This is a genomic window from Myxococcus faecalis, assembly GCF_050039385.1.
GTDB classification, from domain to species: domain Bacteria; phylum Myxococcota; class Myxococcia; order Myxococcales; family Myxococcaceae; genus Myxococcus; species Myxococcus fulvus.
On record NZ_CP144336.1, the window covers coordinates 8,203,045 to 8,227,294 of the forward strand.

General features: G+C 71.0%; 21 protein-coding genes. 16 read left to right on the forward strand and 5 right to left on the reverse strand.

Annotated features, from left to right (window positions below):
- Positions 1 to 12: 12 nt before the first annotated feature.
- Genes dapF through VZQ01_RS33110 form a run of 3 tightly spaced genes read left to right on the forward strand, consistent with a single transcriptional unit; the run spans position 13 to position 4,272 of the window.
- Entirely contained in the window at positions 13 to 864 is an 852-nt protein-coding gene (gene dapF, locus VZQ01_RS33100; RefSeq protein WP_223745568.1) for a diaminopimelate epimerase, read from the forward strand.
- A gap of 38 nt (positions 865 to 902) precedes the next feature.
- A complete protein-coding gene (locus VZQ01_RS33105) occupies positions 903 to 2,753 on the forward strand; it encodes a GGDEF domain-containing response regulator (RefSeq protein ID WP_223745569.1) in 1,851 nt (616 codons plus the stop codon).
- A gap of 19 nt (positions 2,754 to 2,772) precedes the next feature.
- Positions 2,773 to 4,272 carry a DUF4388 domain-containing protein gene (locus VZQ01_RS33110; protein ID WP_223745570.1) on the forward strand — a complete coding sequence of 500 codons (1,500 nt, stop codon included), beginning with the start codon at positions 2,773 to 2,775 and terminating at the stop codon, positions 4,270 to 4,272.
- Between the two features lie 9 nt (positions 4,273 to 4,281).
- Here the strand turns inward: VZQ01_RS33110 and VZQ01_RS33115 are convergent, their stop codons facing one another.
- The gene (locus tag VZQ01_RS33115; protein ID WP_223784020.1) at positions 4,282 to 4,752 is read right to left on the reverse strand and encodes an FBP domain-containing protein; all 471 of its coding nucleotides are present in this window, start codon (positions 4,750 to 4,752) and stop codon (positions 4,282 to 4,284) included.
- A 305-nt stretch (positions 4,753 to 5,057) separates the two neighbouring features.
- Here VZQ01_RS33115 and VZQ01_RS33120 point away from each other — a divergent pair, with 305 nt between their 5' ends.
- The gene (locus tag VZQ01_RS33120; RefSeq protein WP_426745638.1) at positions 5,058 to 6,110 is read left to right on the forward strand and encodes a fatty acid desaturase family protein; all 1,053 of its coding nucleotides are present in this window, start codon (positions 5,058 to 5,060) and stop codon (positions 6,108 to 6,110) included.
- Here VZQ01_RS33120 and VZQ01_RS33125 read toward each other — a convergent pair.
- Positions 6,102 to 6,836 (reverse strand): DUF6600 domain-containing protein, encoded by a 735-nt coding sequence (locus tag VZQ01_RS33125; RefSeq protein WP_426745639.1) that lies wholly within the window; start codon positions 6,834 to 6,836, stop codon positions 6,102 to 6,104. The two genes, VZQ01_RS33120 and VZQ01_RS33125, sit on opposite strands and share 9 nt — an antisense overlap.
- Positions 6,837 to 6,992: 156 nt before the next feature.
- Here VZQ01_RS33125 and VZQ01_RS33130 point away from each other — a divergent pair, with 156 nt between their 5' ends.
- From VZQ01_RS33130 to VZQ01_RS33175, 10 genes are all read left to right on the forward strand, one after another.
- Positions 6,993 to 7,676 (forward strand): hypothetical protein, encoded by a 684-nt coding sequence (locus VZQ01_RS33130; RefSeq protein ID WP_426745640.1) that lies wholly within the window; start codon positions 6,993 to 6,995, stop codon positions 7,674 to 7,676.
- Positions 7,673 to 8,407, forward strand: a complete 735-nt coding sequence (locus VZQ01_RS33135; RefSeq protein WP_426745641.1) for a hypothetical protein — start codon at positions 7,673 to 7,675, stop codon at positions 8,405 to 8,407. The genes VZQ01_RS33130 and VZQ01_RS33135 overlap by 4 nt, the downstream gene beginning before the upstream one ends.
- Before the next feature lie 47 nt (positions 8,408 to 8,454).
- Positions 8,455 to 8,823 carry a hypothetical protein gene (locus VZQ01_RS33140; RefSeq protein WP_426745642.1) on the forward strand — a complete coding sequence of 123 codons (369 nt, stop codon included), beginning with the start codon at positions 8,455 to 8,457 and terminating at the stop codon, positions 8,821 to 8,823.
- 110 nt (positions 8,824 to 8,933) lie between these two features.
- The gene (locus tag VZQ01_RS33145; protein WP_046715108.1) at positions 8,934 to 9,134 is read left to right on the forward strand and encodes a hypothetical protein; all 201 of its coding nucleotides are present in this window, start codon (positions 8,934 to 8,936) and stop codon (positions 9,132 to 9,134) included.
- 116 nt (positions 9,135 to 9,250) lie between these two features.
- On the forward strand, positions 9,251 to 11,662 hold the full coding sequence (locus tag VZQ01_RS33150; protein ID WP_426745643.1) for a sigma-54-dependent Fis family transcriptional regulator: 2,412 nt from the start codon (positions 9,251 to 9,253) through the stop codon (positions 11,660 to 11,662).
- Positions 11,663 to 11,918: 256 nt separating this feature from the next.
- On the forward strand, positions 11,919 to 13,439 hold the full coding sequence (gene adh, locus VZQ01_RS33155; RefSeq protein ID WP_223784027.1) for an aldehyde dehydrogenase: 1,521 nt from the start codon (positions 11,919 to 11,921) through the stop codon (positions 13,437 to 13,439).
- Positions 13,439 to 13,873: a DUF779 domain-containing protein gene (locus VZQ01_RS33160; RefSeq protein WP_223745578.1), complete on the forward strand. Its 435-nt coding sequence runs from the start codon at positions 13,439 to 13,441 to the stop codon at positions 13,871 to 13,873. Before adh ends, VZQ01_RS33160 begins: the two co-directional genes overlap by 1 nt.
- A 267-nt stretch (positions 13,874 to 14,140) precedes the next feature.
- On the forward strand, positions 14,141 to 14,497 hold the full coding sequence (locus tag VZQ01_RS33165) for a hypothetical protein (RefSeq protein ID WP_223745579.1): 357 nt from the start codon (positions 14,141 to 14,143) through the stop codon (positions 14,495 to 14,497).
- A gap of 208 nt (positions 14,498 to 14,705) precedes the next feature.
- Positions 14,706 to 15,398, forward strand: coding sequence for an SDR family oxidoreductase (locus VZQ01_RS33170; RefSeq protein ID WP_267700178.1), 693 nt, complete (start codon positions 14,706 to 14,708; stop codon positions 15,396 to 15,398).
- A 288-nt stretch (positions 15,399 to 15,686) separates the two neighbouring features.
- Entirely contained in the window at positions 15,687 to 17,579 is a 1,893-nt protein-coding gene (locus VZQ01_RS33175) for an invertase recombinase-like protein (protein ID WP_223784028.1), read from the forward strand.
- 46 nt (positions 17,580 to 17,625) lie between these two features.
- On the opposite strand, the gene VZQ01_RS33180 is transcribed toward VZQ01_RS33175, so the two are convergent.
- On the reverse strand, positions 17,626 to 17,970 hold the full coding sequence (locus VZQ01_RS33180; RefSeq protein WP_046715102.1) for a hypothetical protein: 345 nt from the start codon (positions 17,968 to 17,970) through the stop codon (positions 17,626 to 17,628).
- A gap of 40 nt (positions 17,971 to 18,010) precedes the next feature.
- Here VZQ01_RS33180 and VZQ01_RS33185 point away from each other — a divergent pair, with 40 nt between their 5' ends.
- Entirely contained in the window at positions 18,011 to 19,336 is a 1,326-nt protein-coding gene (locus tag VZQ01_RS33185) for a tetratricopeptide repeat protein (RefSeq protein ID WP_426745644.1), read from the forward strand.
- 15 nt (positions 19,337 to 19,351) lie between these two features.
- Here the strand turns inward: VZQ01_RS33185 and VZQ01_RS33190 are convergent, their stop codons facing one another.
- Both VZQ01_RS33190 and VZQ01_RS33195 read right to left on the reverse strand, forming a co-directional pair.
- Positions 19,352 to 20,638, reverse strand: a complete 1,287-nt coding sequence (locus tag VZQ01_RS33190) for a M16 family metallopeptidase (RefSeq protein ID WP_426730342.1) — start codon at positions 20,636 to 20,638, stop codon at positions 19,352 to 19,354.
- The gene (locus VZQ01_RS33195; RefSeq protein ID WP_223745583.1) at positions 20,635 to 22,179 is read right to left on the reverse strand and encodes a sensor histidine kinase; all 1,545 of its coding nucleotides are present in this window, start codon (positions 22,177 to 22,179) and stop codon (positions 20,635 to 20,637) included. The genes VZQ01_RS33190 and VZQ01_RS33195 overlap by 4 nt, the downstream gene beginning before the upstream one ends.
- Positions 22,180 to 22,439: 260 nt before the next feature.
- Here VZQ01_RS33195 and VZQ01_RS33200 point away from each other — a divergent pair, with 260 nt between their 5' ends.
- Positions 22,440 to 24,227, forward strand: a complete 1,788-nt coding sequence (locus VZQ01_RS33200; RefSeq protein WP_426745645.1) for a serine hydrolase domain-containing protein — start codon at positions 22,440 to 22,442, stop codon at positions 24,225 to 24,227.
- Positions 24,228 to 24,250: the final 23 nt, after the last annotated feature.

Below are 24,250 nucleotides of genomic sequence, written 5' to 3' on the forward strand. Positions count from 1 at the left end.
AGGATTGCGCTCGTGGACGCACGCGAGCGCATCTTCAAGTACCAGGGTCTGGGCAATGACTTCGTCGTCCTGGACCGTCGCCGGTCCGGGGTGGACATCGACGCCGACACGTCACGCTGGATGTGCGACCGCCGCCTGGGCATCGGCGCGGACGGTGTGCTCTCGCTCCTGCCCTCCGAGCACGGCCTGGCTCGCATGGTCGTCCACAACGCCGACGGCAGCATCGCGGAGATGTGCGGCAACGGCCTGCGCTGCGCGGTGAAGTACCTGGTCGACCACTCCCCGGAGACGCCCGCGCGCATCGACGTGGAGACGGGCGCCGGAGTGCTCACCTGCATGCCCGGCTACGGAGACGGCGGGGTGGTCTCAGTGGACATTTCCATGGGGCCGGCACGGCTCGTCGCCCCGAACCTCCCGTCGGGCGCCACGGGGCGTCCGTTCCTGGACACGCCCCTGCCCGGACACCCCGAGCTGCGCGCGTCCGCGGTGAGCATGGGCAACCCGCACCTGGTCCTGCTCGACAGGCCGCTGGAGGACGCGCCGAGGCTGGGGCCCGAGCTGGAGCGGCATCCCTCCTTCCAGGACCGCACCAACGTGGAGTTCGTCCGCGTGGAGCCGGATGGGCTCACCGTCGTCGTCTGGGAGCGGGGCTGTGGCCTCACCCAGGCGTGTGGCACCGGGGCGTGCGCGTCCGCGGTGGCGGCGGTGCTGGCCGGACGCCTGCCCCCCGAGACCTGGCTGCGAGTCACCCTGCCGGGAGGCGACCTGGGCATCCGCGTGCCCGCCGACCTGTCCGACATCCGCCTCCGGGGACCGGTCGCCTTCGTCTTCGAGGGCGTTGTCGGGCTTGCTGGGGGCCGGTAACCTCCGACCTCCCCCTTCGCACCCGGGTCAGACAGCGCGTGGCCGGTCCCATTCTCGTCGTCGACGACGACCTGTTCTTCCGCCAGCTCGCCAGCGACATGCTGGCCCGTCATGGGCACCGCGTCGTCTGCGTGGAGAACGGCACGGCCGCGCTCGAGGAGGCGGCCCGCACGCCCTTCGACCTGGTCATCACCGACGTGGTGATGCCGGGCGTGGACGGCTTCGCGCTCACCGCGCGCCTGCGCGAGAGGGACCCGGACCAGGAGGTCATCCTGGTCAGCCAGCGCACCGACATCAAGGGCTCGGAGATGGCGCTGCGCTCGGGCGCGGCGGACTGTCTGGCCAAGCCCGTGGACGAGGCGGACCTGGTGCTCGCGGTGGACCGCGCCCTGGAGCGCGCCGCCCTGCGCAAGGAGCGGGCCCAGCTGCGCGACGAGAACATGGAGTTCGCGCGCTTCCACAACCTGCACCAGCGCTGCCTGGAGCTCATCTCCCAGTCGGATCTGGAGTGGCTGCAGGAGCGCATCATCTCGGAGCTGTCGGCGGTGTGCGACGCGCAGAGCGCCGCGCTGTGGGTGCTGGATGACCGGGGTGACCTGGTGCTGCGCGCGTACCGGGGCCTGCTCGACAAGCAGTTCCTCGCCGAGCGCATGAGCCCCGAGGGGCCGCTGGCCAGCCGGCTCAAGGACGCACAGCCCTGGTTCGCGCGGGATGAGCGCTCGGCGGTGTTGTACGTGCCGCTGATGGCCACGGGGGAGATCGTGGGCCTGGCGCAGCTGTCCGACCCGCTGGCCGGGGACTTCCGTCAGGAGCACTCCCGCGACGCGCGCGTGCTGGCGGACTTCGCCGCGGTGGGCGTGAAGAACGGCCGCCGGATGATGGCGCTGCAGCGGCTGGGCCTGAGGGACCGCGAGACGGCGGCCTACAACCTCAGCTACTTCACCGACTACGCGTCCAAGGAGATCTACAAGGCCCGGCGCTACGGCCGCACCTTCTCGCTGCTGACGTTCTCCATCGACAACCTGCCGCTGGTGCGGGTGCGGCAGGGGGCGGCGGACGCGAAGAAGGCGGTGCGCGGCATCATCAAGGCGCTCAGCAAGATCATCCGCGACTCGGACGTCATCGCGAAGGCGAGCGACCAGGAGTTCTACCTGCTGCTGCCGGAGACGGACTTCTTCGGGGCCATGATGTTCGTGCGCCGCGCGGTGGCGGCGGTGCGCGAGGAGCCCGAGGTCCAGGACGTGGAGCAGCGGCTGCCCCTGGCGCTGGTGGGCGGCGCGAGCACCTTCCCCAAGGACGGGGAGGACTTCGACGAGCTGGTGCACCGCTGCCGGCGCCGCATGGACGAGCGCCGCGCGTCGCTGCAGCGGCGGCTGATGCTGGACGGGCTGCCGTTCTGGGACGAGGTGGACCTGCTGCTCGGCACGCCCAACAGCCCCAAGCTGCCGGTGGATGACCGCGCCGAGCCCAGCCGCCGGGGCAAGGTGGCGGACGTGCTCTTCGACGAGCTGCAGGCGGAGATCGCCCGCGAGCTGATGAGAGACCCGGGCTCGCGCGGCCTGCTGTACGTGGGCGGGCCGGAGATCCGCTCGGACCTGCCCATCGCCGCGGGCCTGGAGTCGGCGCCGCCGGACTTGTCCTCGCGCATCTACCTGTTGGGCCGGCGCATGGACCTGGAGTCGCACCCGGCGCTGACGCCCGTGTTCCTGGAGGGCGACGAGCGGGTGGCGCGGCACGAGTTCATCCTCTGGCTGTCGGAGAGCGCGGCGTACGCGCTCATCCAGCGGCGGGGGCGCGGGGCGACGTGGGGCTTCCACACCTCGGACACCGCGGTGGTGGACGGGCTCATCTCCAAGCTGCAGGCCGAGTACGACCTGCAGCCCTACTGATACGAAGCGGAGCGTCGTCGTGGCCCAGGTGCGCAAGATCCTCATCGCCGACCCCGACCTCGAGTCCGTGCGCGCGCTGTCCCGCGCGCTGCGCACCAAGGGCTATCAGGTGCACTACGCGCCGGATGGCTCGCGGGCGCTGGAGGTGGCGGTGCTGCGCCACCCGGACCTCACGCTGTTCGACGAGCACTGTCGGCTGCTGGAGGCGCGCACCTTCATCCAGATTCTTCGCACCAACCCGCGCACCGAGGACATCCCCGTCGTCCTCACCACGTCCAGCTTCGACGGCGACCGCTACCGCGGCCTGCGCGACGGCTACCTGCGCAAGCCCTTCAACCTGGACGAGGTGCTCAGCCGCATCGAGCACATCTTCCGGCGCAACGAGGCGGCCAAGGACCTCAAGGTCGAGCAGCAGGAGATCGAAGGCTCGCTCAGCCAGCTGAGCATCCCGGACCTGATGCAGCTGCTCGGCATGAACCGGCGCAGCGGCAAGCTGTCGCTGGAGCGCGGCAACGAGCGCGGGGAGATCCACGTGGTGGAGGGCCGCCCCGTCAACTCGAAGCTGGGCCGCGTGGAAGGGGAGAAGGCCCTGTTCCGCCTGCTGGCCTGGGGCGACGGCACCTTCACCTTCTCGCCGGGCGCGAACGCCGCGAAGGCGCGCATCAACCGCGCCATGGACGACGCGCTGCTGGAGGGCATGCGCCAGTCGGACGAGGTGAACCGGCTCTTGCCGGGCCTGCCTCCGCGTCACACGCGGCTGATGCTCGCGCCGGACCTGGCGCTGCAGCAGGACCAGCACCCGGTGACGGCGCAGGTGGTGGACCTGCTGCGCCAGCCCCGGGCCCTGGGCGAGGTGCTGGACCTGGCGCCCGCCACGGACCTGGAAGTGCTGGGTGTGCTGTCCACGCTGATGCAGCGGGGCGTGGCGAAGCTGGCGGACGCGGCGGGCACGGACGCGAACGCGGGCGAGCTCTTGGGCGCCGCCGAGGTGCACGCGCTGCGCGGCCGCATCCTGCGCACCAAGGCGCCGGCGAAGGTGGCCACCGCCAAGATCTTCGTGTGCGGCAGCGGCGCGGCGGCGGCGCGGCGAATCATGGCGCGCGTGCCGGGGCTGGAGGCCCTGTCCGCGGAGCCCACCGCGGTGAAGAGCGGCTTCGGCACGCTGGGGCGGCTGGTGCTCAGCGAGGTGCTGCGGCTGGACTTCTGCGTGCTGCCTCCCGCCGAGGCCGCGCGGCCCCTGTGGCGGCCCTTCAGCGCGGGCGCCGTGGGCGCGCTGCTCCTGGACGTGTCCGAGCCCGCAGTGGGCCTGGCGCACTACCTGGCGTGGGAGGCGCGCATGCCCGTCGTCGTCGTGGGGCTGGACGTGCCCCAGAGTCTCCAGGGCTCTCCGGCCGGCGCGCTGAGCGTGGTGGACGATTTGGGCGAGGCGCTGCGGGCGCTGCTGGTCCAGGCCCTCAACCCGGCGCCCATGTTGCCGGGTGTGCCCCAGGTCCAGCGCGCGAGCGCCTCCGCGGGGTAGCGGGGGACGTCAGGCGGCGGGCTCGAGCTCGATGCCGAGCGCCTCGTTCGCGAAGCGGAACATCCGGGCGCGCAGCTGCTCCAGCGCCTCGAGCGCGTGCCGGCCGGCGCGGTCGGCCGCGTCCTCCAGGCGCTCCTTGCACTGGAGGTCCGCGCACAGGCTGATGCCCACCCGGCGCTTGTTGTTCACGTCGGTGGTGAGCAGGGTCACCTCGCTCGACGCGCCGGAGTGGTGGCACCACTCGCACATGCGGGTGACGTTCTCCCCGCCCATCGAGTCGCGTCGGAAGATGATGCCGATGGGCTGCCGGCTGCCGGGCGCGGAGAAGATGAGGTACACGCGCAGGCCGGACGTCTCGGTCCAGGCCAGGTAGTCGCGGACGAACAGGGGGAAGGAGAGGCCCGGCGGCATCTCCATGACGCGGAGGTCTCTGGGGCGGAAGGACTCGATGAGGTCCCGGTCGGACTCGAATCGGAACACGGCTGCTCCTTGGCGTACGTCTGGACCTAACAGGCAGCGGTTGCTGATTCTACCCGAACCCACCAGGAAGCCAGGCCCCGCTCCGGCCCCAGGCCTGGCGGGTGGCCGCCCCTCGGGCGCGCGGGGGCGCTGACACCGTGCGCGAGTCCACACCCCGGCGGGAATGAAAGAGGCACTGCGTCATGGCCGTCCGGCGAGCGCATGCGTCGCGGGCTGACTCACGCGTGACATGGCGATGAGACAAGCAGGCTCATCGACTCCGGCGTGTTCGCGCCGGCCACACCCCTGTCAGGAGCCCTTCGTCCATGGACCGCGCCGCGCCGCTCTCGAGCAAGGAGCTCATCGCAAGGACCCGTCCCTTCGCCACGCAGGACGTGGCGCGCTCGGGATGGAACGTGGTGGCCACCTATGCCGCGCTCGCGGCGGCGGTGACGCTGGCGGTGGCCGCGCCCTGGTGGCCCCTCAAGGTGGTGGGCGCGGTGCTGGAGGCGCTCGTCCTCATCCGCGCGTTCATCCTCTTCCACGACGCGATGCACGGCGCGCTCTTGCCGACGTCGAAGTGGGCGAAGGTGCTGTTCCACGTGCAGGGCATCCTGACGCTCACGCCCGCGCGCATCTGGAACGACACGCACAACCACCACCACGCGAACACGGCGCGCATCGCCGCGGACTCCGCGGGCACCTTCGTCACGTGGACCACCGAGCAGTGGCGTCAGGCCTCCGGCTGGCAGCGGCTGGGCTACCGCGTGGAGCGCCACCCGGTGACCATCCTCCTGGGCTACTTCACGGCGTTCCTCTACAGCCTGTGCCTGGTGCCCTTCGTGAAGGACCCGAAGCGCTACTGGACGTCGGGGCTGGCGCTCTTCGTCCACCTCGCGCTGTCGGTGGCCCTGTGCGTCTTCTTCGGGCCGGCGATGTACCTGCTCGCCTTCCTGGTGCCGCTGGTGCTCGCGTACGCGCTGGGCACGTACCTGTTCTATTCGCAGCACAACTTCGACCAGGTGAACCTGCTGCCGGAGTCCGACTGGACGCACGCGGACGCGGCGCTGGAGGCCTCCAGCTACCTGCGCTGCGGCAAGGTGATGGCGTGGTTCACCGGCAACATCGGCTACCACCACGTGCACCACCTCAACCCGCGCATCCCGTTCTACCGGCTGCCGGAGGCGATGGCCGCCATCCCCGAGCTGCAGGCGCCCCACGTCACCACGCTGAGCCCGCGCGACATCCTCGGCTGCCTGCGGCTGAACCTGTGGGACCCGGCGCTGGGGCGGATGGTGCGCTACCGCGACGCGTGGAGGCCGGCCATCGCGCCCGTCGCGACGCGGGAGCACGTGTCCGGCCCCCTCGCGTCAGCGTGACGCGGAGGAGCCGGTGAGCGGAGGTTGGCCCGTGGGCGGCGCGAGCGGCCCGGTGCGCGGCACGGGCTCGCCGAGCACCTGCGCGACCTCCTCGCCGGTGGGCCCCGCGTTCCACTGCCCCGTGCGCCCCATCACCCGCTCGCCCACGGGCTGTGTCTTGCTCACGAGCGTGGACTCCTGGTCCGGCGGCACCAGGAAGCGGCTGACGTCGGGGCTCACGAAGTCGCTCGACGCCACGAAGGTCCACGGGCGCCTGACCTGCTGCCCGGGCACGGGTTGGGGCTGCCAGCCGATGTGGCCGTCTCCCCAGCGCCAGTCCACCCAGGAGGGCGCCCACTCGTCGTCGGGCCACCACACCCAGCCGTGCGCGGGCGTCACGAACCAGCGGCCGTAGTGGAAGGCCGCCCAGCCCCACTCCAAGTCGGTGTCGAACGTCCAGCCCCAGTCGCTCAGGCGCCACTGTCCGAAGCTGGCGTAGGGCACGAAGTCGCGGCCGACCTGCTCTTCGTACGGCTTCCAGACCCAGCCCACCTCGGGGAGCTCGAACCAGTCGCCGTAGGGGGACAGCAGGTCGCGGTAGATGGACACGCTGCTGCTCAGCGTGGTGGAGCTGCCCTTCACCTGCGGACCGAACTGCTCGCTCCCCGTCGCGCAGCCGACCATGGCCAGCAGCGCGCCCGCGCCGCCCGCGCGCAGCCAGCGCCAGGATGGTTTCCATGTCCGCATCGCCAGCCCCTCCCGTGGGTGGATGTCACCCCGTCTCGCGTGTGCCCTTGGGTTCAACGCGGTGAGCCTCGTGGGTGATGCCCCGGGCGCCGGACGCTGCAATGGCTCCGCCCCCTGGTTGGATTCCGGCCGGGCAGGCGGGGCAGACTGGCGGCCGTGCGCCCGAGACTCCTTGCCCTCCTGTCCGCGCTGAGCCCCTCGGTGGCCCTGGCCGGCATGCCGAACTTCCTGCTCACGGAGCTCGCCGAGCAGCGGCTGGAGGCCATCTCCTTCTTCATCGCCGTCTTCCTGCTGGTGTCCGCGGGCGTGTGGGCGCTGTGGAACCGGCTGAGGCGCGACGTGCCCCGGCTGCCGAGGCTCGGCTACGGCGCGGCGCTCGCGCTGGTGTTCCTGGTGGGGCTGGCCCTCCAGCTCGTCCTGTCGATGATTGCCGGCGGACGCGAGCTGATGACGCCGGGGGCCTGGGAGAAGACGGGCGCCACGTACCAGCTCACGCCGGCGAAGCTCCCCGCCGACACGGAGCTGGTGTCACAGGCTCGACGCCAGCGACTGGAGGAGCTGCGCACGGCGCTGTGGGCGCATGCCCAGGCGAATGGCGGCGCCTTCCCGCTGAACGACCTGGGCACGGAGCTGCCGGCCGCGCGCTGGAAGGTGCTGGGGGACTCCGGGCTGCACTTCATCTACGTGGGAGGACAGAAGGCGGACGCGCCCTCCGCGCCGCTGGCGTACGAGCCGGGCCTGTTCGGCAAGGAGCGCTGGGTGCTCTTCACGGATGGCGACATCCGACGGATGCCCATCGGGGACATCCACCGCGCGCTGGTGCTGGGAGGTGCGCCATGAGGCCGCTCAAGAAGGTGCTGCTGGGGACCTTCCTCCTGACGATGGTGTTCTTCCTCTTCATCGGTCAGTCCTGGGTGCTGCAGGTGCCCTTCCTGCTCGCCTTCGGGTGGCTGGACTTCCTCAAGAGCGTGGGCCCGTCGGTGACGTTCCGGTGGGGCGCCATCGGCGAGGCGCTGCTCGTGGCGGGGATTCTCGCGGTGGGCTCGCACCTGTTCCTGCGGTGGCTGTGGCGTCAGCTCCAGCCGGAGGCAAGCGCGTGGCGCGTGCGCTGGAGCGTGTCGCTGCTGCTGCTCCTGGTGCTGTTCTTCGGCGCGACGATGGCGTCGGTGGGCATCGGCCACCACGTGGGCTGGTTGATGGCGGGACGCGAGGCCCTGGTGCGCAGCAACTGGCCGCGCTGGAGGATGGAGAGCGCGTGGAACTCGCGGGGCCTGTGCCACGCGGCGGTGGCGCGGCTGGAGGCGGGGACGCCCCTCGCGGACATTCCCAGGTATCTGCTCCAGGACCCGGAGACGCGCGCGCCCTCGGAGAACCACTACGTGGTGTCGCGCATGGAGCCCGGCGGTGAGACCGGGTTCATGGTGTTCGCGAGAGATCCGCTGGCGCTCAAGAGCGATGGGGGCGTGCGCTGCTCGAGGTCACAGCGGCCCGATGAGATGGAGTCCCTGGATGCGGAGGCCGTCGCCCGGTGGCTCGCCGGCGCCGAGCCGGTGGTGGGCGCCACGCCCTGAAGCCCGTGCTGTCGTCGTCGAACGAGGTTCAACCGAAGGAGCCGAGCATGTCCTCTCGTCGCGCGTCGTATCCGTGGGTCGTCGCCCTGTTGTTGTCCTTCGCCTTCGTCGCGGGGGCCGAACCTGCCGAGGAGCAGGCCCTGGCTTGTGACGAGGAGACCGGGGCCTCGCTGCTCACGTGCGGGCGCGCCCGCTGCGGCGACGACTGGATTTGCGCGTGGAACTGCCCCGAGGCCCTCACGGCGGTCTGCGAGAACAACTACTGCGTGTACACGTACCCGGACCCGGGCGGCGGTGGAGGCGGAGGTGGGCCCACGCCCCAGGTGTGCCCTGGCATGCGCTGCGCCGGGGACTGGAACTGCGTCTGCGAGGGGCTCCAGGGGACGTGCGCGCCGAACGGGTACTGCACCTTCTGACGCGAAGGGTTGGCAGTGAGCACTTGGCAGCCGGCGGGTCGTGACTAGCTTCCCGCGCACCATTCGACGCCGGGGCGGACGTCCCGGTGTCGTCACGATAGGAGACGACGGTGCAGAAGCTGCTTCTGGTCGCGGTGCTGGGTGCCATGACGTTCGGCGTGGGATGCCACCGCAACACGCGTGAGAGCGCGAAGAACGATGCCGAGCGCGCCGCGGAGAAGACCGAGGACGCCGCCGAGGACGCGGGCGACGCGGTCAAGGACGCCGCCGAGGAGGCGGGCGACAAGATCGAGGACGCCACCGACAACTAGGTCGGGTGGCGGGGACCCAGGCCTTCCCGGACGCCGCACCGCGTCGGTTCGCGAGCGCGACTTCGGGAAGGTCATGGGTTGCCGACGGTGTGGGGCATGACCGAATAATCAGCCCCATGGGAACGCTCACGCTCAGCGCCTCGGCGCACCTGTGGGAGCAGTTCCTCGTCGGGGCGCTCGACGAGGACGGGGTCGCTGTTCCGGAGCCGCCCCCCATCCTCTCCCGCTGGCAGCGCTCCCGGGCGCTCGGGGCCCCGAGTACGGGGCTGCCGGACGAGGGACCCAGCGTCGGGGGACTCGCGCTCGTGGAGCGGCGGGCCCGGCTGGAGCCGGTGTGGCACGAGGTCCGGGACATGCTGGACGTGCTCGCCGCCGCGCCGCTGCCCTCGGGGCGGGTGGCGCTGCTGGCGGACCGGGAAGGCGTCATCCTCGCCACGCGCAGCTCGGGCGGAGACTTCGCGGGCCATGCGGACTACGTGCGCCTGGTGGCGGGGGCCTGCTGGGACGAGGTGTCCCGCGGAACGAACGCCATCGGCACGGCGCTGGCGGAGTCCTCGGCGGTGGCCGTGGTGGGACCGGCGCACTATGCGCAGCGGCACCATGGGCTCGTCTGCTACGCGGCGCCGGTGAGAGACCCGTTCGGCGAGGTGCTCGGCGTGCTGGACGTCACGGGCCCGGCGGGTGGCGCGGACCCGCTGGTGCTGGTGGCCGTGGCGAGCATCGCGCACTCGGCGGAGGCGCGGCTGCGCGAGGTCGCCTGGGCGCGGGTGGCGGCGGCGGCGCGCGGTGGGCTGGAGGCGCGGCTGGCTCGCGAGGATGGGCCGGTGCTGCTCGTCGAGTCACCGGGGCGGGTGCGGCGGCTCAATGGGGCGGCGCGCGCGCTGTTCGGCGTGGAGTCGTCTTCCGAGGAGGTGTCACCGGGGCGGGTGCTCGGGCTGTCGTGGCGGACGTTGAAGGACGCGGCGCTGCGCGGGCAGGTCCTGGAGGCGAGCCACCGTGACACGGGCGCGAGCTGGCGCGTGCATCCGGAGGCGGTGGGGGAGGGGGATGGGGAGTCGGCGCTCGCGGTGCTGGTGCGGCTGGAGCCCCGACTGACGCGGGCGCAGGCGCGGACGACTCGGGCCTCCGTGGATGCCCGCTTCGAGAAGGATGTCTGGTCCGAGTTGAAGGGCAGCGACGCCGCGCATCGCGCGACGCTGCGAGAGGCGGCCCGGTTCGCGCCCACGTCGGTGCCGGTGTTGTTGCTGTCGGAGACGGGCACGGGCAAGGAGCTGCTCGCGCGCGCGGTGCATGCGGCGAGCGCGGTGGCCTCCGGGCCGTTCGTGGCGGTCAACTGTGGCGCCCTGTCCGCCGCGCTGCTGGAGAGCGAGCTGTTCGGCCATGCTCCCGGCGCGTTCACGGGGGCGCGCTCGCAAGGCGCGGAGGGGAAGCTGGCGGCGGCGGATGGCGGGACGTTGTTCCTGGATGAGCTGGCGGAGATGCCCGCGGCGCTGCAGGTGATGTTGCTGCGCGTGCTGGAGGACGGTGGGTACTCGCGCGTCGGGGAGTCGCGCGTGAGGCACTCGCGCTTCCGGCTTGTCTGCGCGACGTGTCGGGACCTGGAGGCGGCGGTGCGCTCGGGAGCGTTCCGGCAGGACCTGTACTACCGGCTCCAGGGGGCGCTCCTGCGCTTGCCTCCGCTGCGCGAGCGGGAGGACCTGCCGGAGCTGGCGCAGGTGCTGCTGCGTCAGCTCGCGAGCGAGGGAGGCCATCCTCCGAGCACGTTGTCCGCGGCGGCGCTCGCGAGGCTGTGCGCGCACCGGTGGCCGGGGAACGTGCGGGAGCTGAAGACGGTGTTGCGCCTGGCGCTGGTCCGCGCGGATGGCTCGCCCGTCATCGATGTGGCCGCGTTGCCGCCGGAGCTGGGGCGCGCGCCCGTGCCCGTGGAGGCCGGGCCCGCATCGCGCTCAGCGCTGGGATTCGCTCCCGCGTCGCCGATGGATGTCGCGCATGGCTTCGAATCGCGCTCCGATGCAGGGTGGGCGTCGACGTCGCCACGCCATGGCGAGTCTGACTTCACAGCGCGCTCCGAGGTGGTGCGGGCGCCGATGTCGCCCCGCCAGGACGAGCCTGGCTTCGCATCGTGCTCCGAGGCGGTGCGGGCACCGAGGTCGCCCCGCCAGGACGAGCCTGGCTTCGCATCGCGCTCCGAGGCGGTGCGGGCGCCGATGTCGCCCCGCCAGGACGAGCCTGGCTTCGCATCGCGCACCGAGCCGGGGCATGCTCCCGCGACGCCGATGCAGGGCGAGCCTCGGCACGCATCGCGCTCCGCGCCAGGGCGTGTGCCGGGAGCCGAGCCCTTCGCGGCTTCACGCGCCGAGCCCGCAGGCCCCACGGGGCTTCGCGAGGTGGAGGCGAACGCCATCCTCGAGGCCTTGTCGCGCAGCGGTGGGAACGTGGCGCGCGCGGCTCGGCTGCTCGGGATTGCCCGCAGCACGCTCTACCGCATGGTGGAGCGCTTCGGACTGGTGCTGCCGCCACGCTCATGAGCGCCACGGTCGCGGTCATCCACCGCACATCTTGACGCCCGACGGGCCTGCCGCTCACAGCCACTTCAGAACATTCCAGCGAGGCGTGGGACACCCTGCGCGCGACACTGTCGCGGGATGCGCCACGTGTGTCCGCGGGGAGTGTCGCATCGCGGGACACGACGCGGCGCGACGTCGGCGGTGCGGGTGAGTGGCACGGGTGCTGCTCTGGGGCGGAGCGCTTCCACCCGCAGCCCCACCCGCAAGGAGAGCGTCCATGATCTACGCCGCCCCCAACCAGCCCGGCTCGAAGGTGAAGTTCAAGTCCCGCTACCAGAACTTCATCGGCGGTCGGTGGGTCGAGCCGAAGCGTGGCCAGTATTTCGAGAACATCACGCCCGTGACGGGCCAGGTCTTCTGTGAGGTCGCCCGCTCCACCGCGGAGGACATCGAGCTGGCGCTGGACGCCGCGCACGCGGCGCGGGTGTCCTGGGGCCGCACGTCGCCCACGGCGCGCGCCAACATCCTGCTGAAGATCGCCGACCGGATGGAGCAGAACCTGGAAATGCTCGCGGTGGCGGAGTCCTGGGACAACGGCAAGCCGGTCCGCGAGACGCTCGCCGCGGACCTGCCGCTGGCCATCGACCACTTCCGCTACTTCGCCGGCTGCATCCGCGCGCAGGAGGGCACGGTGGGCGAGCTGGACCACGACACGGTGGCCTACCACTTCCACGAGCCCCTGGGCGTGGTGGGGCAGATCATCCCCTGGAACTTCCCCATCCTGATGGCGGCGTGGAAGGTGGCGCCGGCGCTGGCGGCGGGCAACTGCGTGGTGCTCAAGCCCGCGGAGCAGACGCCCGTGGGCATCCTGGTGCTCACCGAGCTCATCCAGGACCTCCTGCCCGAGGGCGTCTTCAACGTCGTCAACGGCTTCGGCATCGAGGCGGGCAAGCCGCTGGCCAGCAGCCCCCGCGTGGCCAAGGTGGCCTTCACGGGTGAGACGACGACGGGCCGGCTCATCCTCCAGTACGCGAGCGAGAACCTCATCCCGGTGACGCTGGAGCTGGGCGGCAAGAGCCCGAACATCTTCTTCGACGACGTGATGGCGCACGACGACGACTTCCTGGACAAGGCGATGGAGGGCTTCTCCATGTTCGCGCTGAACCAGGGCGAGGTCTGCACGTGCCCGTCGCGCGCGCTGGTGGGCGAGAAGATCTACTCGCAGTTCATCGAGCGCGCGCTGGAGCGCGTGAAGAAGGTTCGCCCGGGCAACCCGCTGGACACCGACACGAAGCTGGGCGCGCAGGCGTCGAACGACCAGCTGGAGAAGATCCTCGGCTACATCGACATCGGCAAGAAGGAGGGCGCCAAGGTGCTCACCGGCGGCGAGCGCGTGAGCCTGCCCGGCGACCTCAAGGACGGCTACTACGTGGCGCCCACGGTGTTCCAGGGCCACAACAAGATGCGCGTCTTCCAGGAGGAGATCTTCGGACCGGTGGTGAGCGTCACCACGTTCAAGGACTTCGACGACGCGATGCGCATCGCCAACGACACGCTGTACGGCCTGGGCGCGGGCGTGTGGACGCGCGACACGAACACGGCCTACCGCGCGGGGCGCACCATCGAGGCGGGGCGCGTGTGGACCAACTGCTACCACCTGTACCCGGCGCACGCGGCGTTCGGCGGCTACAAGCAGTCGGGCATCGGCCGGGAGACGCACCGCAAGATGCTGGACCACTACCAGCAGACCAAGAACCTGCTCGTCAGCTACAGCCCGAAGGCGATGGGGTTCTTCTGATGAGTGACACCCGTGCCGGGCCCGGCGCGGGTGGGCAGGCGGACTCCACGGTGGCCCGGGTGGCGGTGACGCCCGAGGCCGCCGCGGTCATCCGCTCCCTGCGTGCCACGCATGGGCCGCTGATGTTCCACCAGTCCGGCGGCTGCTGCGACGGCAGCGCGCCCATGTGCTACCCGCTCAAGGAGTTCCGCATCGGTCAGCGGGACGTCTTCCTGGGAGAGGTCGAGGGCTGCCCCGTCTACATCGGCGGCGCGCAGTTCGAGCTCTGGCAGCACACCCACCTGACGCTGGACGTGGTGCCGGGGCGGGGCGCGGGCTTCAGCGTCGAGTCCCCGCTGGGCGTCCGCTTCCTCACACGAAGCCGCGTCTTCACGGACGAGGAATACGAGCGCATGAAGCACGAGCCTCCGCCGAGGCGCGGACCTCCGGAGTGAGCACCGTGCTCCGGGCCTGATGCCGGGCCCGGAGCGTATTCACAGACATCGGGCGGCGCCCGGGTCGCCCCGCACCCGACCGTAACCCGTCATGTCACAGCACGGGCAATGGCAATCATCCCCCTCGAAATAGACTCACGCGGTGTCGCGAATACACCATTTACACTGCGTGCAAGTACTTATACACAGAGCCCGCCTCCAACCCAGGAGGCAACTCACTATGAGGGGGAAGTCATGACGCTGTGCAAGACTCTGGGAGTCGTGGGAGTGGTGTCTCTGCTGGTGGTCGGCTGCGGTGGGGAGTACACGCCGGAAGAGGCTGCCCAGGACGCGCAGATGGGAGAAACGACGCAGGCCGTGGAGAGCGCGTTCATCGCGGGGGGGCAGACGCGTGACTTCTCGACCTGGCTGTTCGGTGTGACGCCGTTCTATGTGCGGAACATGTCCTCGACGCGGTCCACGCGCTTCAACGCGTACTGCGGCGGCAACAACATCTCCATCCTCCTGGCGCCGAATCAGGTCTATCCCACGAGCCTGAACTGCGCCTGGCCCGGCGCGCGTCTGTATGTCCAGAACCAGGGCCTCAGCCCGACGCTGGACCAGATCTACGTCGAGACGCACTGAGTCGAGGCGCGCCCTTCCCGGGTGTGCTCGGAGAGCCTCCGCGAGGGGGCTCTCTTTTTCGTCGTTCAGCCGTGATGACCCGACACGCAGGCGCGGCCCTCCCCGTGGGCGCTCGCCCGGGGCTGCGCTTTGCCGTGAAAGCCATGGGCCGCCATATTATGATCATCATATGGTGGTCGAAGGGTTCTCGTCACACGGGAGTCGGGTCATGCAGATGAAGAATGCGGTTGCCCTGGTTACTGGCGCCAATCGTGGGTTGGGGCGTGCGTTCGCGCAGGCGCTGTTGGAGCGGGGGGCTCGCAAGGTGTACGCGGCGGCGCGGGAGCCTTCGAGCGTGGACATCCCGGGCGTCATCCCGGTCCGCCTGGACGTCACCCGGCCCGAACAACTGGAGGCGCTGGTCCGCGAGGCGGGCGACGTGTCGCTGCTCATCAACAACGCGGGCATCCTGAAGGGCACGAGCCTGCTGGGGCAGGACGCGCTGGCCGCCGCTCGGGCCGAGCTGGAGACGAACTACCTGGGCCCGCTGGCGACGAGCAGCGCCTTCGCGCCCGTGCTGGCGAGGAACGGCGGTGGTGCCATCCTCAACGTGCTCTCGGTGCTCAGCTGGGTGGCCTTCCCGGGGTCGGCCAGCTACAGCGCCTCGAAGGCCGCCGCGTGGGCGCTGACCAACGGGCTTCGCAAGGAACTGGCCGCGCAGAAGACGCAGGTGGTGGCCCTGCATGTCGGGTACATGGACACGGACATGGCCCACAAGGTCACCGCGCCGAAGTCGAGCCCCGCGGACGTGGTGCGCCAGACGCTGGATGCCATCGAGGCCGGCCAGGACGAGGTGCTCGCCGACGAGGTGAGCCGCAACGTCAAGCAGGGGCTGTCCGCGGGCGTCTATCTCCAGCGTTGATGGAAGAAGGGGGCGCAGCCGCCATCGGGTCCCGCGCTCAGCTCCTTCGAGGTCCGGGCCCTGGGCGCGCGCGGGCTGGTGGGGGCTGGCGCGGACCAGGTCCAGGTTCTGTAGGGGTGGAATCGCTCAGGGTGTCATCGACACCCCTCGTCGCGTCAGATTCTTTCAATCCGTGAAACAGGCGCGAGGGGCGGCCTGTGACTGGGGCGCCACCGGGGAGGGGGCGCGAAGTGTGGTACGAGGAGCCTGGATTTTTGAAACCGGAGGCTCGCTTTGACGTTGGTTCGGGTGTGTTTGACTTCGCTGCTGGTCCTGATGGTCGCCTGCGGTGATGGTGATTCGGATCCAGTGGTGGTGGTTCCTGATGCCGGGCACAACGCGCCGGACTCAGGCAACGGGACACCCGACTCGGGGGGAGGAGCGCCGGACTCGGGAGGCGACCTTCCCGACGCGGGGGGGGAGACGCCGGATGCCGGCGGTGAACTTCCAGACGCGGGCGGCGAAATCCCCGACGCGGGCGGCGAGCTTCCGGACGCGGGGGGAGAAATCCCCGACGCGGGTGGCGAAATCCCCGACGCCGGTGGTGAGCTCCCCGACGCGGGCGTGACGCCGGATGCCGGCAACGAGCCCGCCGACGCGGGCAACGAGACGCCCGACGCGGGTGGTGAGCTTCCCGACGCGGGCAACGAGACGCCCGACGCGGGTGGAGACGCCGGCCCGGGCAACGAGACGCCCGATGCCGGGACGCCCGACGCCGGTAACGAGCCGTCGGACGCCGGAACGCCCGACGCGGGCGGCGAGACGCCCGACGCCGGTGGCGGCACTCCGGACGCGGGTGGCGAGCCGCCCTTGGTGAGCGTCATCGCGAACTGGGGCTTCGAGGCCTGGTCCGGCTCGCTGCCCGACGCGTGGCTCGGCAGCAAGTCGAACCTCGCCGGCAGCGACGTGCAGAAGGTGACGAGCGGCGCGTTCGAGGGCTCGAACGCGGCCCGTCTGACGAATGCCTCGTCCACGCACCGCCGCTTCACCACCGCGGCGATGACGCTGCCCGCGGGCCGCTACACCTGCACCTACCAGGTGCGTGGCACCGGTGAGGTCCGCAACGCCTTCTTCGACGACGACTACTCCAGCTACACCGGCTACACCTCCGTCGACACCGCCACGTGGCGGCAGCTGACGTACACGTTCAACCTCGCCGGCGACGTCTTCGACACCTTCGAGCTCATCTTCAGCATCCGCAACACCAGCGGTGAGCACCTGACCCTCGACGACGTGCGCTGCACGCGCGCCCCCCAGCCGTGTGACACCGTGACGTGCGAGCCCTGGGCGAAGTGCGACAACACCACCGTGACGTGCGAGCCGCTCGCGGGCCGCTGCTACGACACCGTCGACTGCGACGAGTGGCAGGCCTGCGACGCCAACAACACCTGCGTGACGGCCGAGGACCGCTGCGTCCGCCACGCCGACTGCGCCGGCACGCCCGAGACCCCCGTCTGCCAGCTCTCCACGCACCAGTGCATCCCGGGCGACCCGTGCGCGGGCGTCACGTGCTCCAACCCGGCGACCACCTGCAACCCGACCTCCGGCGTGTGCGAGCTGGCCCCCGGCGCCTGCTTCACCACGTACGACTGCGTGGGCGCGCTGCCCGCGTGTGACTCGGCCACCCGGCGCTGCGTGCCCGCGGACCACGCCTCGAACATCATCCGCAACGGCGGCTTCGAGAGCTGGAACGTCTACTCCATCCCCTACCAGGGCAATCACCTCATCCCCGATTATTGGTACGGCCTGGACAACGGCATCGCGGACCCGGGCACGGAGATTCGCGCCTCGCGCCTGCAGCCCTACACGGCCGCGGTGCACGGCGGCACGACGGCGCTCCAGTTCGTCGTCCCCATCCAGGTGGCCGAGCGCTTCTCCCTGGAGAAGTTCAACGTCCCCAGCGGCAACTACTCCTGCTCGTACCGGGTGAGGGGCCACGGCACCCTGCGCCACCGCGTCTACTCGAGCGCCGGCTGGAGCCCGCAGACGGACTTCATCCTGGTGGACAGCGATGCCTGGCAGCCGGTGTTCTTCAAGTTCACCGGCAACGTGCGCGACTGGCGCCTGTTCTTCTACCCGAGCCGCAGCGAGGCCGATCGCGACCACCTCCAGGTCGACGACGTCGTCTGCACGAAGGACTAGCCCGCACTACGTAGAATCCACGATTCGCCGGACGGGGCCGCGCAGCTCAGGCGGCCTCGTCCAGTATCTCCAGCGCCTCACGGACGCCGGGCAGGGCGGAGAGCAGCTCCAGCTCGGCCGTCTGGAGGACGGAGACGCGCTTGCCGCTGACGCGCTCCATCGTCAGCTCGATGCGGTGCTCTCCCTCCGGGTTGACGCGACGGAAGATGCGCGCCCGCCGCCCCTCCGCCCGGCAGGCGAGGATGTCCTTCTGCAGGCTGCGCAGCCGCCGGAACACCTTCAGCGCCAGACGCCCCTCGGGGGTGTCGAACGTGTGGAAGTGCCGGTTGCGCGACAGCGGCTTGCTGGGGTCATGGAGCCTCTCCACGAGGCGCCGAACGAATGGGTCCATCGACGAGGGAGGATAACATCCGGTACCCTCCGGCTCAGCGATGCCCTGGAGAAAACGAAACCTGCCGTGGACGCTGGCGCTCCTCCTCCCGCTTGCCTGCAAGGAGCCCGAGGCCGCGGCCGTCCAGAACCGTGCTCAACAAGCCCAGAGCGCCCTGGGCGAGGCCCGCGTCCAGCTGGCCAGTGGACAGCCCGCCGCCGCGCTCAACGCCCTCAAGCGCGCCGCCACCGCCGCGCCCGACAGCGCCGAGCCCTTCCTGCTGATGGCCGAAGCCCACCGCATGAACAACAACATGGGCGCGGCCATCATGTCCCTCAAGCAGGCCGAGGCCCTCATCCCCGGCACGGACCCGTCCATCCAGAAGCAGCTCTCCGAGCTGTACCGGAGCAACGGCAACACCCAGGAGGCCCTGGCCATCCTCGTGACGCTGCGAGACTCGGGCCTCCTCCAGGAGCAGGACATCCTGGACCTGGCGCGCTTCCAGGCCCGCGAGGGGCAGATCGACGAGGCCTTCACCACGCTGAACAGCGTGCTGCGCGACAGCCCGGACGACCCCGAGGCCAAGGCGGTGGAGGCGGAGGTCCTCCTCATGAAGGGCGACGAGCTGCTCGCCGCCAACCTCATGGACCGGCTGCTCCAGCAGAACCCCTCGCACACCGCCGCGCGCCTGCTTCGCGCCCGCTACTTCCTGGTCAGCGGCGTGCCGCAGATGGCGGAGGCCGACCTGCAGGCCGTGGAGGGTAAGGACGCCCAGCGCGCGGACGTCGTCACCCTGAGGGCCCGCGCGCTGCTCGCGCAAGGGCGCGCCAAGGACGCCGAGGCCGCGCTCAAGGCGCTGGTCGACGCCGAGCCGCAGAACGCCGAGGCCCTGGCGTGGATGGCGGAGACGGTGCTCGCGCAGGGCCGCCGCGCGGACGCGCTGGCGCTGGTGGACCGCGCGCTCACGTTCCGTCCCCGGCTGGCCCGGGGCCTCTACGTGCGAGGCCGCGCGCAGGAGGAGGCCAAGGACATGAAGGGCGCGGAGGAGAGCTACCGCTTCGCCCTCAGCGCCGAGCCGCGCTTCGCGCCCGTGCACTCCCGGCTGTGGCGGCTGTACCTCCAGACGGACCGCAAGGTGGATGCGTTCTCGTCGCTGGAGCGCATGCTCAACCTGGGCGAGGCCTCCCTGGAGGAGAAGGTCGCCCTGGCCCGGCTCTCCGCCCAGCTCCAGACGCAGATGTCCCGGGCCATGAAGCTCATCGACGAGGCGCTCCAGAAGGAGCCCGACAACGCCGAGTACCAGGAGGTGAAGAAGTCCCTGGTCTCGATGGCGCCGAAGCCGAAGAAGAAGCCCTCCGGCCCCGTCATCATCCGCGGCGGCCGCTGACGGCGGCGCCGGGGCTCACGGGAGTCCCGGGGCCTCGGCCACCACGCGCTCCAGCGCCTTGAGGCCCTTGCGCTGGCCCACCGCCACCACCGTCAGGTTGTCGCGGCGGAAGTAGCGCCGCGCCACCTCGCGCACCTTCGCGGCGGACTGCGAGTCCACCAGGTCCGCGCGGTGGTCGAAGGTCTCCGGCGTGCGGAACAGCTCCGTGCCGCCGAACCACCCGGCCAGCTCCCCCGGCGAGTCCTGGGAGAACTCCAGCAGCATCCGGTGGCGGCGCTTGGCGCGGCTCAGCTCCTCCTCGCCAATCTCCGTGTCGCACAGCTGGGCAATCACCCGCAGGGACTCCTCCACCACCTGCGAGGCCTTCTCCGGGGCGCTCGCCGCCTCCACCTCGAACAGGCCCGCGTCGTGGTAGCCGTCCAGCGAGGCGTGGACCGAGTACGCCAGGCCCCGCTTCTCCACGATTTCGAACGGCAGCCGCGAGGACAGGCCGTCATCCAGCACGCGACGCAGAATCTGGAGCGCGGGGTAGTCCTCGTGCTGCTCCGGCACGGCGCGGAAGTTGAGGCGGAACTCCGTCTGCGACTCGTCGTGGGTGACGAAGTGGAGCAGCGGCCCGGGCGCGCCGCGGGGCGGCGGCGTCTCGGAGCTGGCGGGGCCGCGCGGCAGGTGGGCGAAGGCGCGCTCGGCCAGCTCCAGCACCTCTTCGCGGCGCACGCGGCCCGCGGCCGTGACGACCAGGTTGCCGGTGACGTAGTGCTGGGCGAAGTGCTCCAGCACCTGCGCGTGCTTCAGCGCGGAGACGGAGTCGCGCGTGCCGGCGATCTTCTGCGCCAGCGGGTGCTGGGGGAAGAGCAGGTGCTTGGACAGGTTGTCCAGGTCGATGTCCCGGCCCTTCTCGTCCACCTCGTCGAGCATCTCCTCGAGGATGATCTGCCGCTCCACCTCCATGTCCGTGAGGCGGGGGCGGGTGAGCATGTCGCCCAGGATGTCCATGCCCACGCGCAGGTGCGCCGGGTGCAGGGGCGTGTAGTAGTAGCCGTGATCCCGGGTGGTGACGCCGTTGAGGTTGCCGCCGACCTCCTCCACGGCCGCGTTCATCCGCACCGTGTCCGGCCAGCTCTCGCTGCCCCGGAAGAACAGGTGTTCCAGGTAGTGGCTGACGCCGTTGTTGGCGGGCGTCTCGTGCCGGCTGCCGGTGCGGACGTAGATGGCGAGCAGGGCGGTGTGGAGGTGGGGCGTCTCGACGGTGACGACGCGCAGCCCGGAGGGCAGCACGTCCCGATACGGTGTGAAGCTCATGCGCGAGGAAGCCTTAACACGAAGGCCGTCCCCTGGCCGGGAATACTCTGGCAGGAGAGCGAGCCCCCGTGGGCCTGGAGGATTTGCTGACTCACCGCGAGCCCCAGGCCGGTGCCGCCCTCCTTGGTGGTGAAGAACGGCTCGAACAGGTGCTGTCGCACCTCCTCCGTCATCCCCTGGCCGGTGTCCTTGACGGTCACCTCCACGTCCTGCTCCACGGGGCGGGTGGCGATGGTGAGCTGGCCGCCGTGGGGCATCGCCTCGCGGCTGTTGCGCAAGAGATTGAGGAACACCTGGCGCAGCTGCCCCTCGTCGGCGAGCACCGGGGGCGTGGTAGGGGCGAACTCGCGCACCACCTCCACCCCCGCGCGCGTCAGCTCCTCGCGGGAGAAGTCCAGCACGCCGTCCAGCACCGCCGTCACGTCGCGAGGGTCCAAATCGGGCCGCTGGGGGCGGGCCATGCGCAGGTAGTGCTCGGTGACGTCCGCCAGCCGGTCCACTTCCCGCGTGACGGCGGAGAGCAAATCTCTCACCTCGCCGGACTCGTCGGGGGTGGGGAAGGTGGCCCGCTCCACCGCGTCCCCCAAGAGCTCCACGTTGAGGCCGATGGAGGACAGGGGGTTTCGCACCTCGTGGACGATCTGCGCGGAGACGCGGCCCACGGCGGCGAGCTGCTCGGCGCGCATCAGGGCCTCCGCCTGCGCCTTGATCTGCGCCTCGCGGGCCTGGAGCGAGCGGGCCATCTGGTCGAACTCGCGCGCGAGCACGGCCACCTCGTCGTGTCCGCGCACGCCCAGCTGCGCGCTGTAGTCGCCCTTGCCGATACGCGAGACGCCCTCGATGAGCGTGCGCACGGGGCGCAGCGTGCGGGCCGACCACGCCGTGGCGCCCAGGCCCAGGAGGATGGCGGCCACCGAGAGGCTGATGATGGCGATGCCCGTCTGGCGCTCGCGCTCCTCGGCGCCGTCCACGCGCTCGCGGATGCGGTTGGACAACGACAGGCGCAAGAGCCGCAGCTCGCGGCCGATGGCGTCCTCCATGGTGAGCACGTCCGCGGTGGCGCGGTCCACCGCGGCCTTGTCTGGCGCCTGGGTGCTGAACGCGTCGAACACGCTCTCCGCCGCGCGGCCGTACTCCTGGTAGCGCGAGTCCAGCTCCGCGAGCCGGGCCTCCAGTTCACCGATGAAGGGAATCTCGCTCTCGGGGGCCATCTCCCGAAGCTGCGTGGCGCGCTCGCGCGTGGCGGCCAGGCGCTGGGAGATGAAGGCCGTGGGCACGTAGACGCGGGCCAGCCGGATGATGGCGCGGCGGATCTCCGCGCTGTCCTCCTCCAGCATGCGCGCGGTGTGGCGCTGCTGGTTGGCGTGGTTCATCTCCATCTCCGCCGCGTCCTGGGAGAGCTGGAGGTAGCCCTGGCTCACCAGCCGTATCTCCAGCCGGTTCCGGTGCAGCTCGGCCACGCTGAACAGCGACACCAGGCCGAAGGTGACGAGCACCACCGCGTAGCCCAGGAAGATGCGGGTGGCGAGGGAGAGCTTCATGCGCGCGTGGACCGTGCACGGGTCCTGGCGCCATCGCTACGCAACCCGGACCCCGGGCGCAAGCAATGCCGTCCTCCCGCTCGCCCTCCCGTGGGGCGGGCCGCCATCCAGACCTCCGGAGTCATGGCGCGAAAGGATAGCCCGGCCCCGGGGTGGGTGGGGGGCGGGGACGTTTCTGTAAGTCGGTTGCAATCAGCCGCCGGGGTCCGCCGTAAGGCCCTACGGGCCTTGCCCCCTCGCTCGTCCACCCAGGAATCTTGATGAATTCCTCCCTCTCCCTGGGCGCCTTGCTGGCGCTCTTCTCCCTGTCCCCCACGGCCCGGGCCGCCGAGCCGGCCGCGCCCCCGAAGCCCCCCGCCCAGGCCCCCGCGGCCGACGCGGCGGAGAAGCTGATGGGCATCTGGTCGGCGGACCCCGTCTATGGGCCCGAGGTCCAGGGCGAGCTGACGGTGTTCCGTGAGGGCACCACGTGGCGCGCGCGAATCTCGGGCTACGAGGCCACGGGCCAGGTGGAGAAGGGCGCGCTGACGCTGGCCTTGCCGGGCGGACAGGGGACGTTCCGGGCCACGGTGGCGGCGGATGGCCAGGAGCTCAGGGGCCACTGGGTGCAGCCGCGCGTCATGGTGGGTGGCGTGCGGTACGCGACGCCGGTGGCGCTGCGCTCACTGCGGAAGGGCGTGTGGCGCGGGACGGTGAAGCCGTGGGCGGACCGCTTCACGCTGTACCTGGTCGTCTACAAGAAGCCGGATGGCGCCATCGCCGCGTACCTGAGGGACCCGGAGAAGGGCTTCGGAAGGCAGTTCGCGCTGAACGTCTCCGTGCAGGGCAGCGCCGTGAAGCTGGTGGACCCGCGCGGGCCGACGACGTTCGAGGGCACGCTGGATGAGAACTCGGGCCGGCTGTCCGTGCCCATCTTCTTCCTGGGGAACCTCCAGTTCACCCGTCGCGAGCGGGACCAGGCGGTGGGCCTGTATCCGCGCACGCCCGCGCCGGGGGCGTACGTCTACCGTCCGCCCGTGGCCGAGCAGGACGGCTGGGCGACGGCGTCCCTGTCTGACGTGGGCATGGACGCGGCACCCATCCAGGCGTTGATGCAGCGGCTCCTCGACACGGAGGTGGGCCCCGGGCCCGCGCAGCGCGTCCAGGGCGTGCTCATCGCGCGCAAGGGCAAGCTCGTGCTGGAGGAGTACTTCTACGGCTACGACAAGGAGCGGCTCCACGACTTGCGCTCGGCGTCCAAGACGCTGGCGCCGGTGCTGGTGGGCACCGCCATCCAGAAGGGCGCGAAGCTGTCTCCGCAGACGCCCGTCTACTCGATGTTCCCTGGCCATCAGCCGAAGGGGCCCCAGGACGCGCGCAGGGCGGGGCTGACGCTGGAGCACCTGATGACGATGACGTCGGGGTTCGACTGCGACGACGACAACGAGGAGACGCCCGGCAACGAGAACAACCTCCAGAATCAGGAGGGGGACTGGTACGCGTACACGTTGGATTTGCCCATGGCGCGGGCGCCGGGTGAGACGCAGGCGGTGTATTGCTCGGCGGGCATCAACCTGGTGGGCGGCGTGGTGCGCAACGCGACGGGCACGTGGTTGCCGGAGCACTTCGAGCGCACCGTGGCCACGCCGCTCCAGTTCCGTCACTACGCGATGAACCTGATGCCGGACGGGGAGGCGTACCTGGGCGGCGGCCTCTACGCGCGGCCCCGGGACGCGCTGAAGCTGGGGCAGCTGTACCTGTCGGGCGGCGTGTGGAACGGCAAGCGCGTGGTGTCCAGGCAGTGGGTCGAGCGCTCCACCGCGCGGCACTCGGTGATGAGCCCCGAGCGCACCTACGGGTATGCGTGGTGGCGCCACGAGGTGCGCGTGGGCGAGCGCGTCTACACGGAATACGAGGCGGGCGGCAACGGCGGGCAGTACGTCATGGTCATCCCCGAGCTGGAGCTCACGGTGATGTTCACCGGGGGCAATTACGGGCAGTTCAACGTCTGGAAGACCTTCCGGGAGGAATTGCTGCCCCGATACATCCTCGCGGCCGTGCGGCGGTAGGGGCGGGGGAGGGGGCGTCGGGC

Excerpts from the sequence above, each read along its gene's own strand:
- VZQ01_RS33180 (WP_046715102.1), bottom strand. The coding sequence starts at position 17,970 with ATGGACCCATTCGTTCGGCGCCTCGTGGAGAGGCTCCATGACCCCAGC.
- VZQ01_RS33160 (WP_223745578.1), top strand. The coding sequence starts at position 13,439 with ATGAGTGACACCCGTGCCGGGCCCGGCGCGGGTGGGCAGGCGGACTCC.
- VZQ01_RS33150 (WP_426745643.1), top strand. The coding sequence starts at position 9,251 with ATGGGAACGCTCACGCTCAGCGCCTCGGCGCACCTGTGGGAGCAGTTC.
- VZQ01_RS33195 (WP_223745583.1), bottom strand. The coding sequence starts at position 22,179 with ATGAAGCTCTCCCTCGCCACCCGCATCTTCCTGGGCTACGCGGTGGTG.
- VZQ01_RS33200 (WP_426745645.1), top strand. The coding sequence starts at position 22,440 with ATGAATTCCTCCCTCTCCCTGGGCGCCTTGCTGGCGCTCTTCTCCCTG.
- VZQ01_RS33185 (WP_426745644.1), top strand. The coding sequence starts at position 18,011 with ATGCCCTGGAGAAAACGAAACCTGCCGTGGACGCTGGCGCTCCTCCTC.
- VZQ01_RS33190 (WP_426730342.1), bottom strand. The coding sequence starts at position 20,638 with ATGAGCTTCACACCGTATCGGGACGTGCTGCCCTCCGGGCTGCGCGTC.
- VZQ01_RS33140 (WP_426745642.1), top strand. The coding sequence starts at position 8,455 with ATGTCCTCTCGTCGCGCGTCGTATCCGTGGGTCGTCGCCCTGTTGTTG.
- VZQ01_RS33125 (WP_426745639.1), bottom strand. The coding sequence starts at position 6,836 with ATGCGGACATGGAAACCATCCTGGCGCTGGCTGCGCGCGGGCGGCGCG.
- adh (WP_223784027.1), top strand. The coding sequence starts at position 11,919 with ATGATCTACGCCGCCCCCAACCAGCCCGGCTCGAAGGTGAAGTTCAAG.
- VZQ01_RS33135 (WP_426745641.1), top strand. The coding sequence starts at position 7,673 with ATGAGGCCGCTCAAGAAGGTGCTGCTGGGGACCTTCCTCCTGACGATG.
- VZQ01_RS33170 (WP_267700178.1), top strand. The coding sequence starts at position 14,706 with ATGCAGATGAAGAATGCGGTTGCCCTGGTTACTGGCGCCAATCGTGGG.
- VZQ01_RS33120 (WP_426745638.1), top strand. The coding sequence starts at position 5,058 with ATGGACCGCGCCGCGCCGCTCTCGAGCAAGGAGCTCATCGCAAGGACC.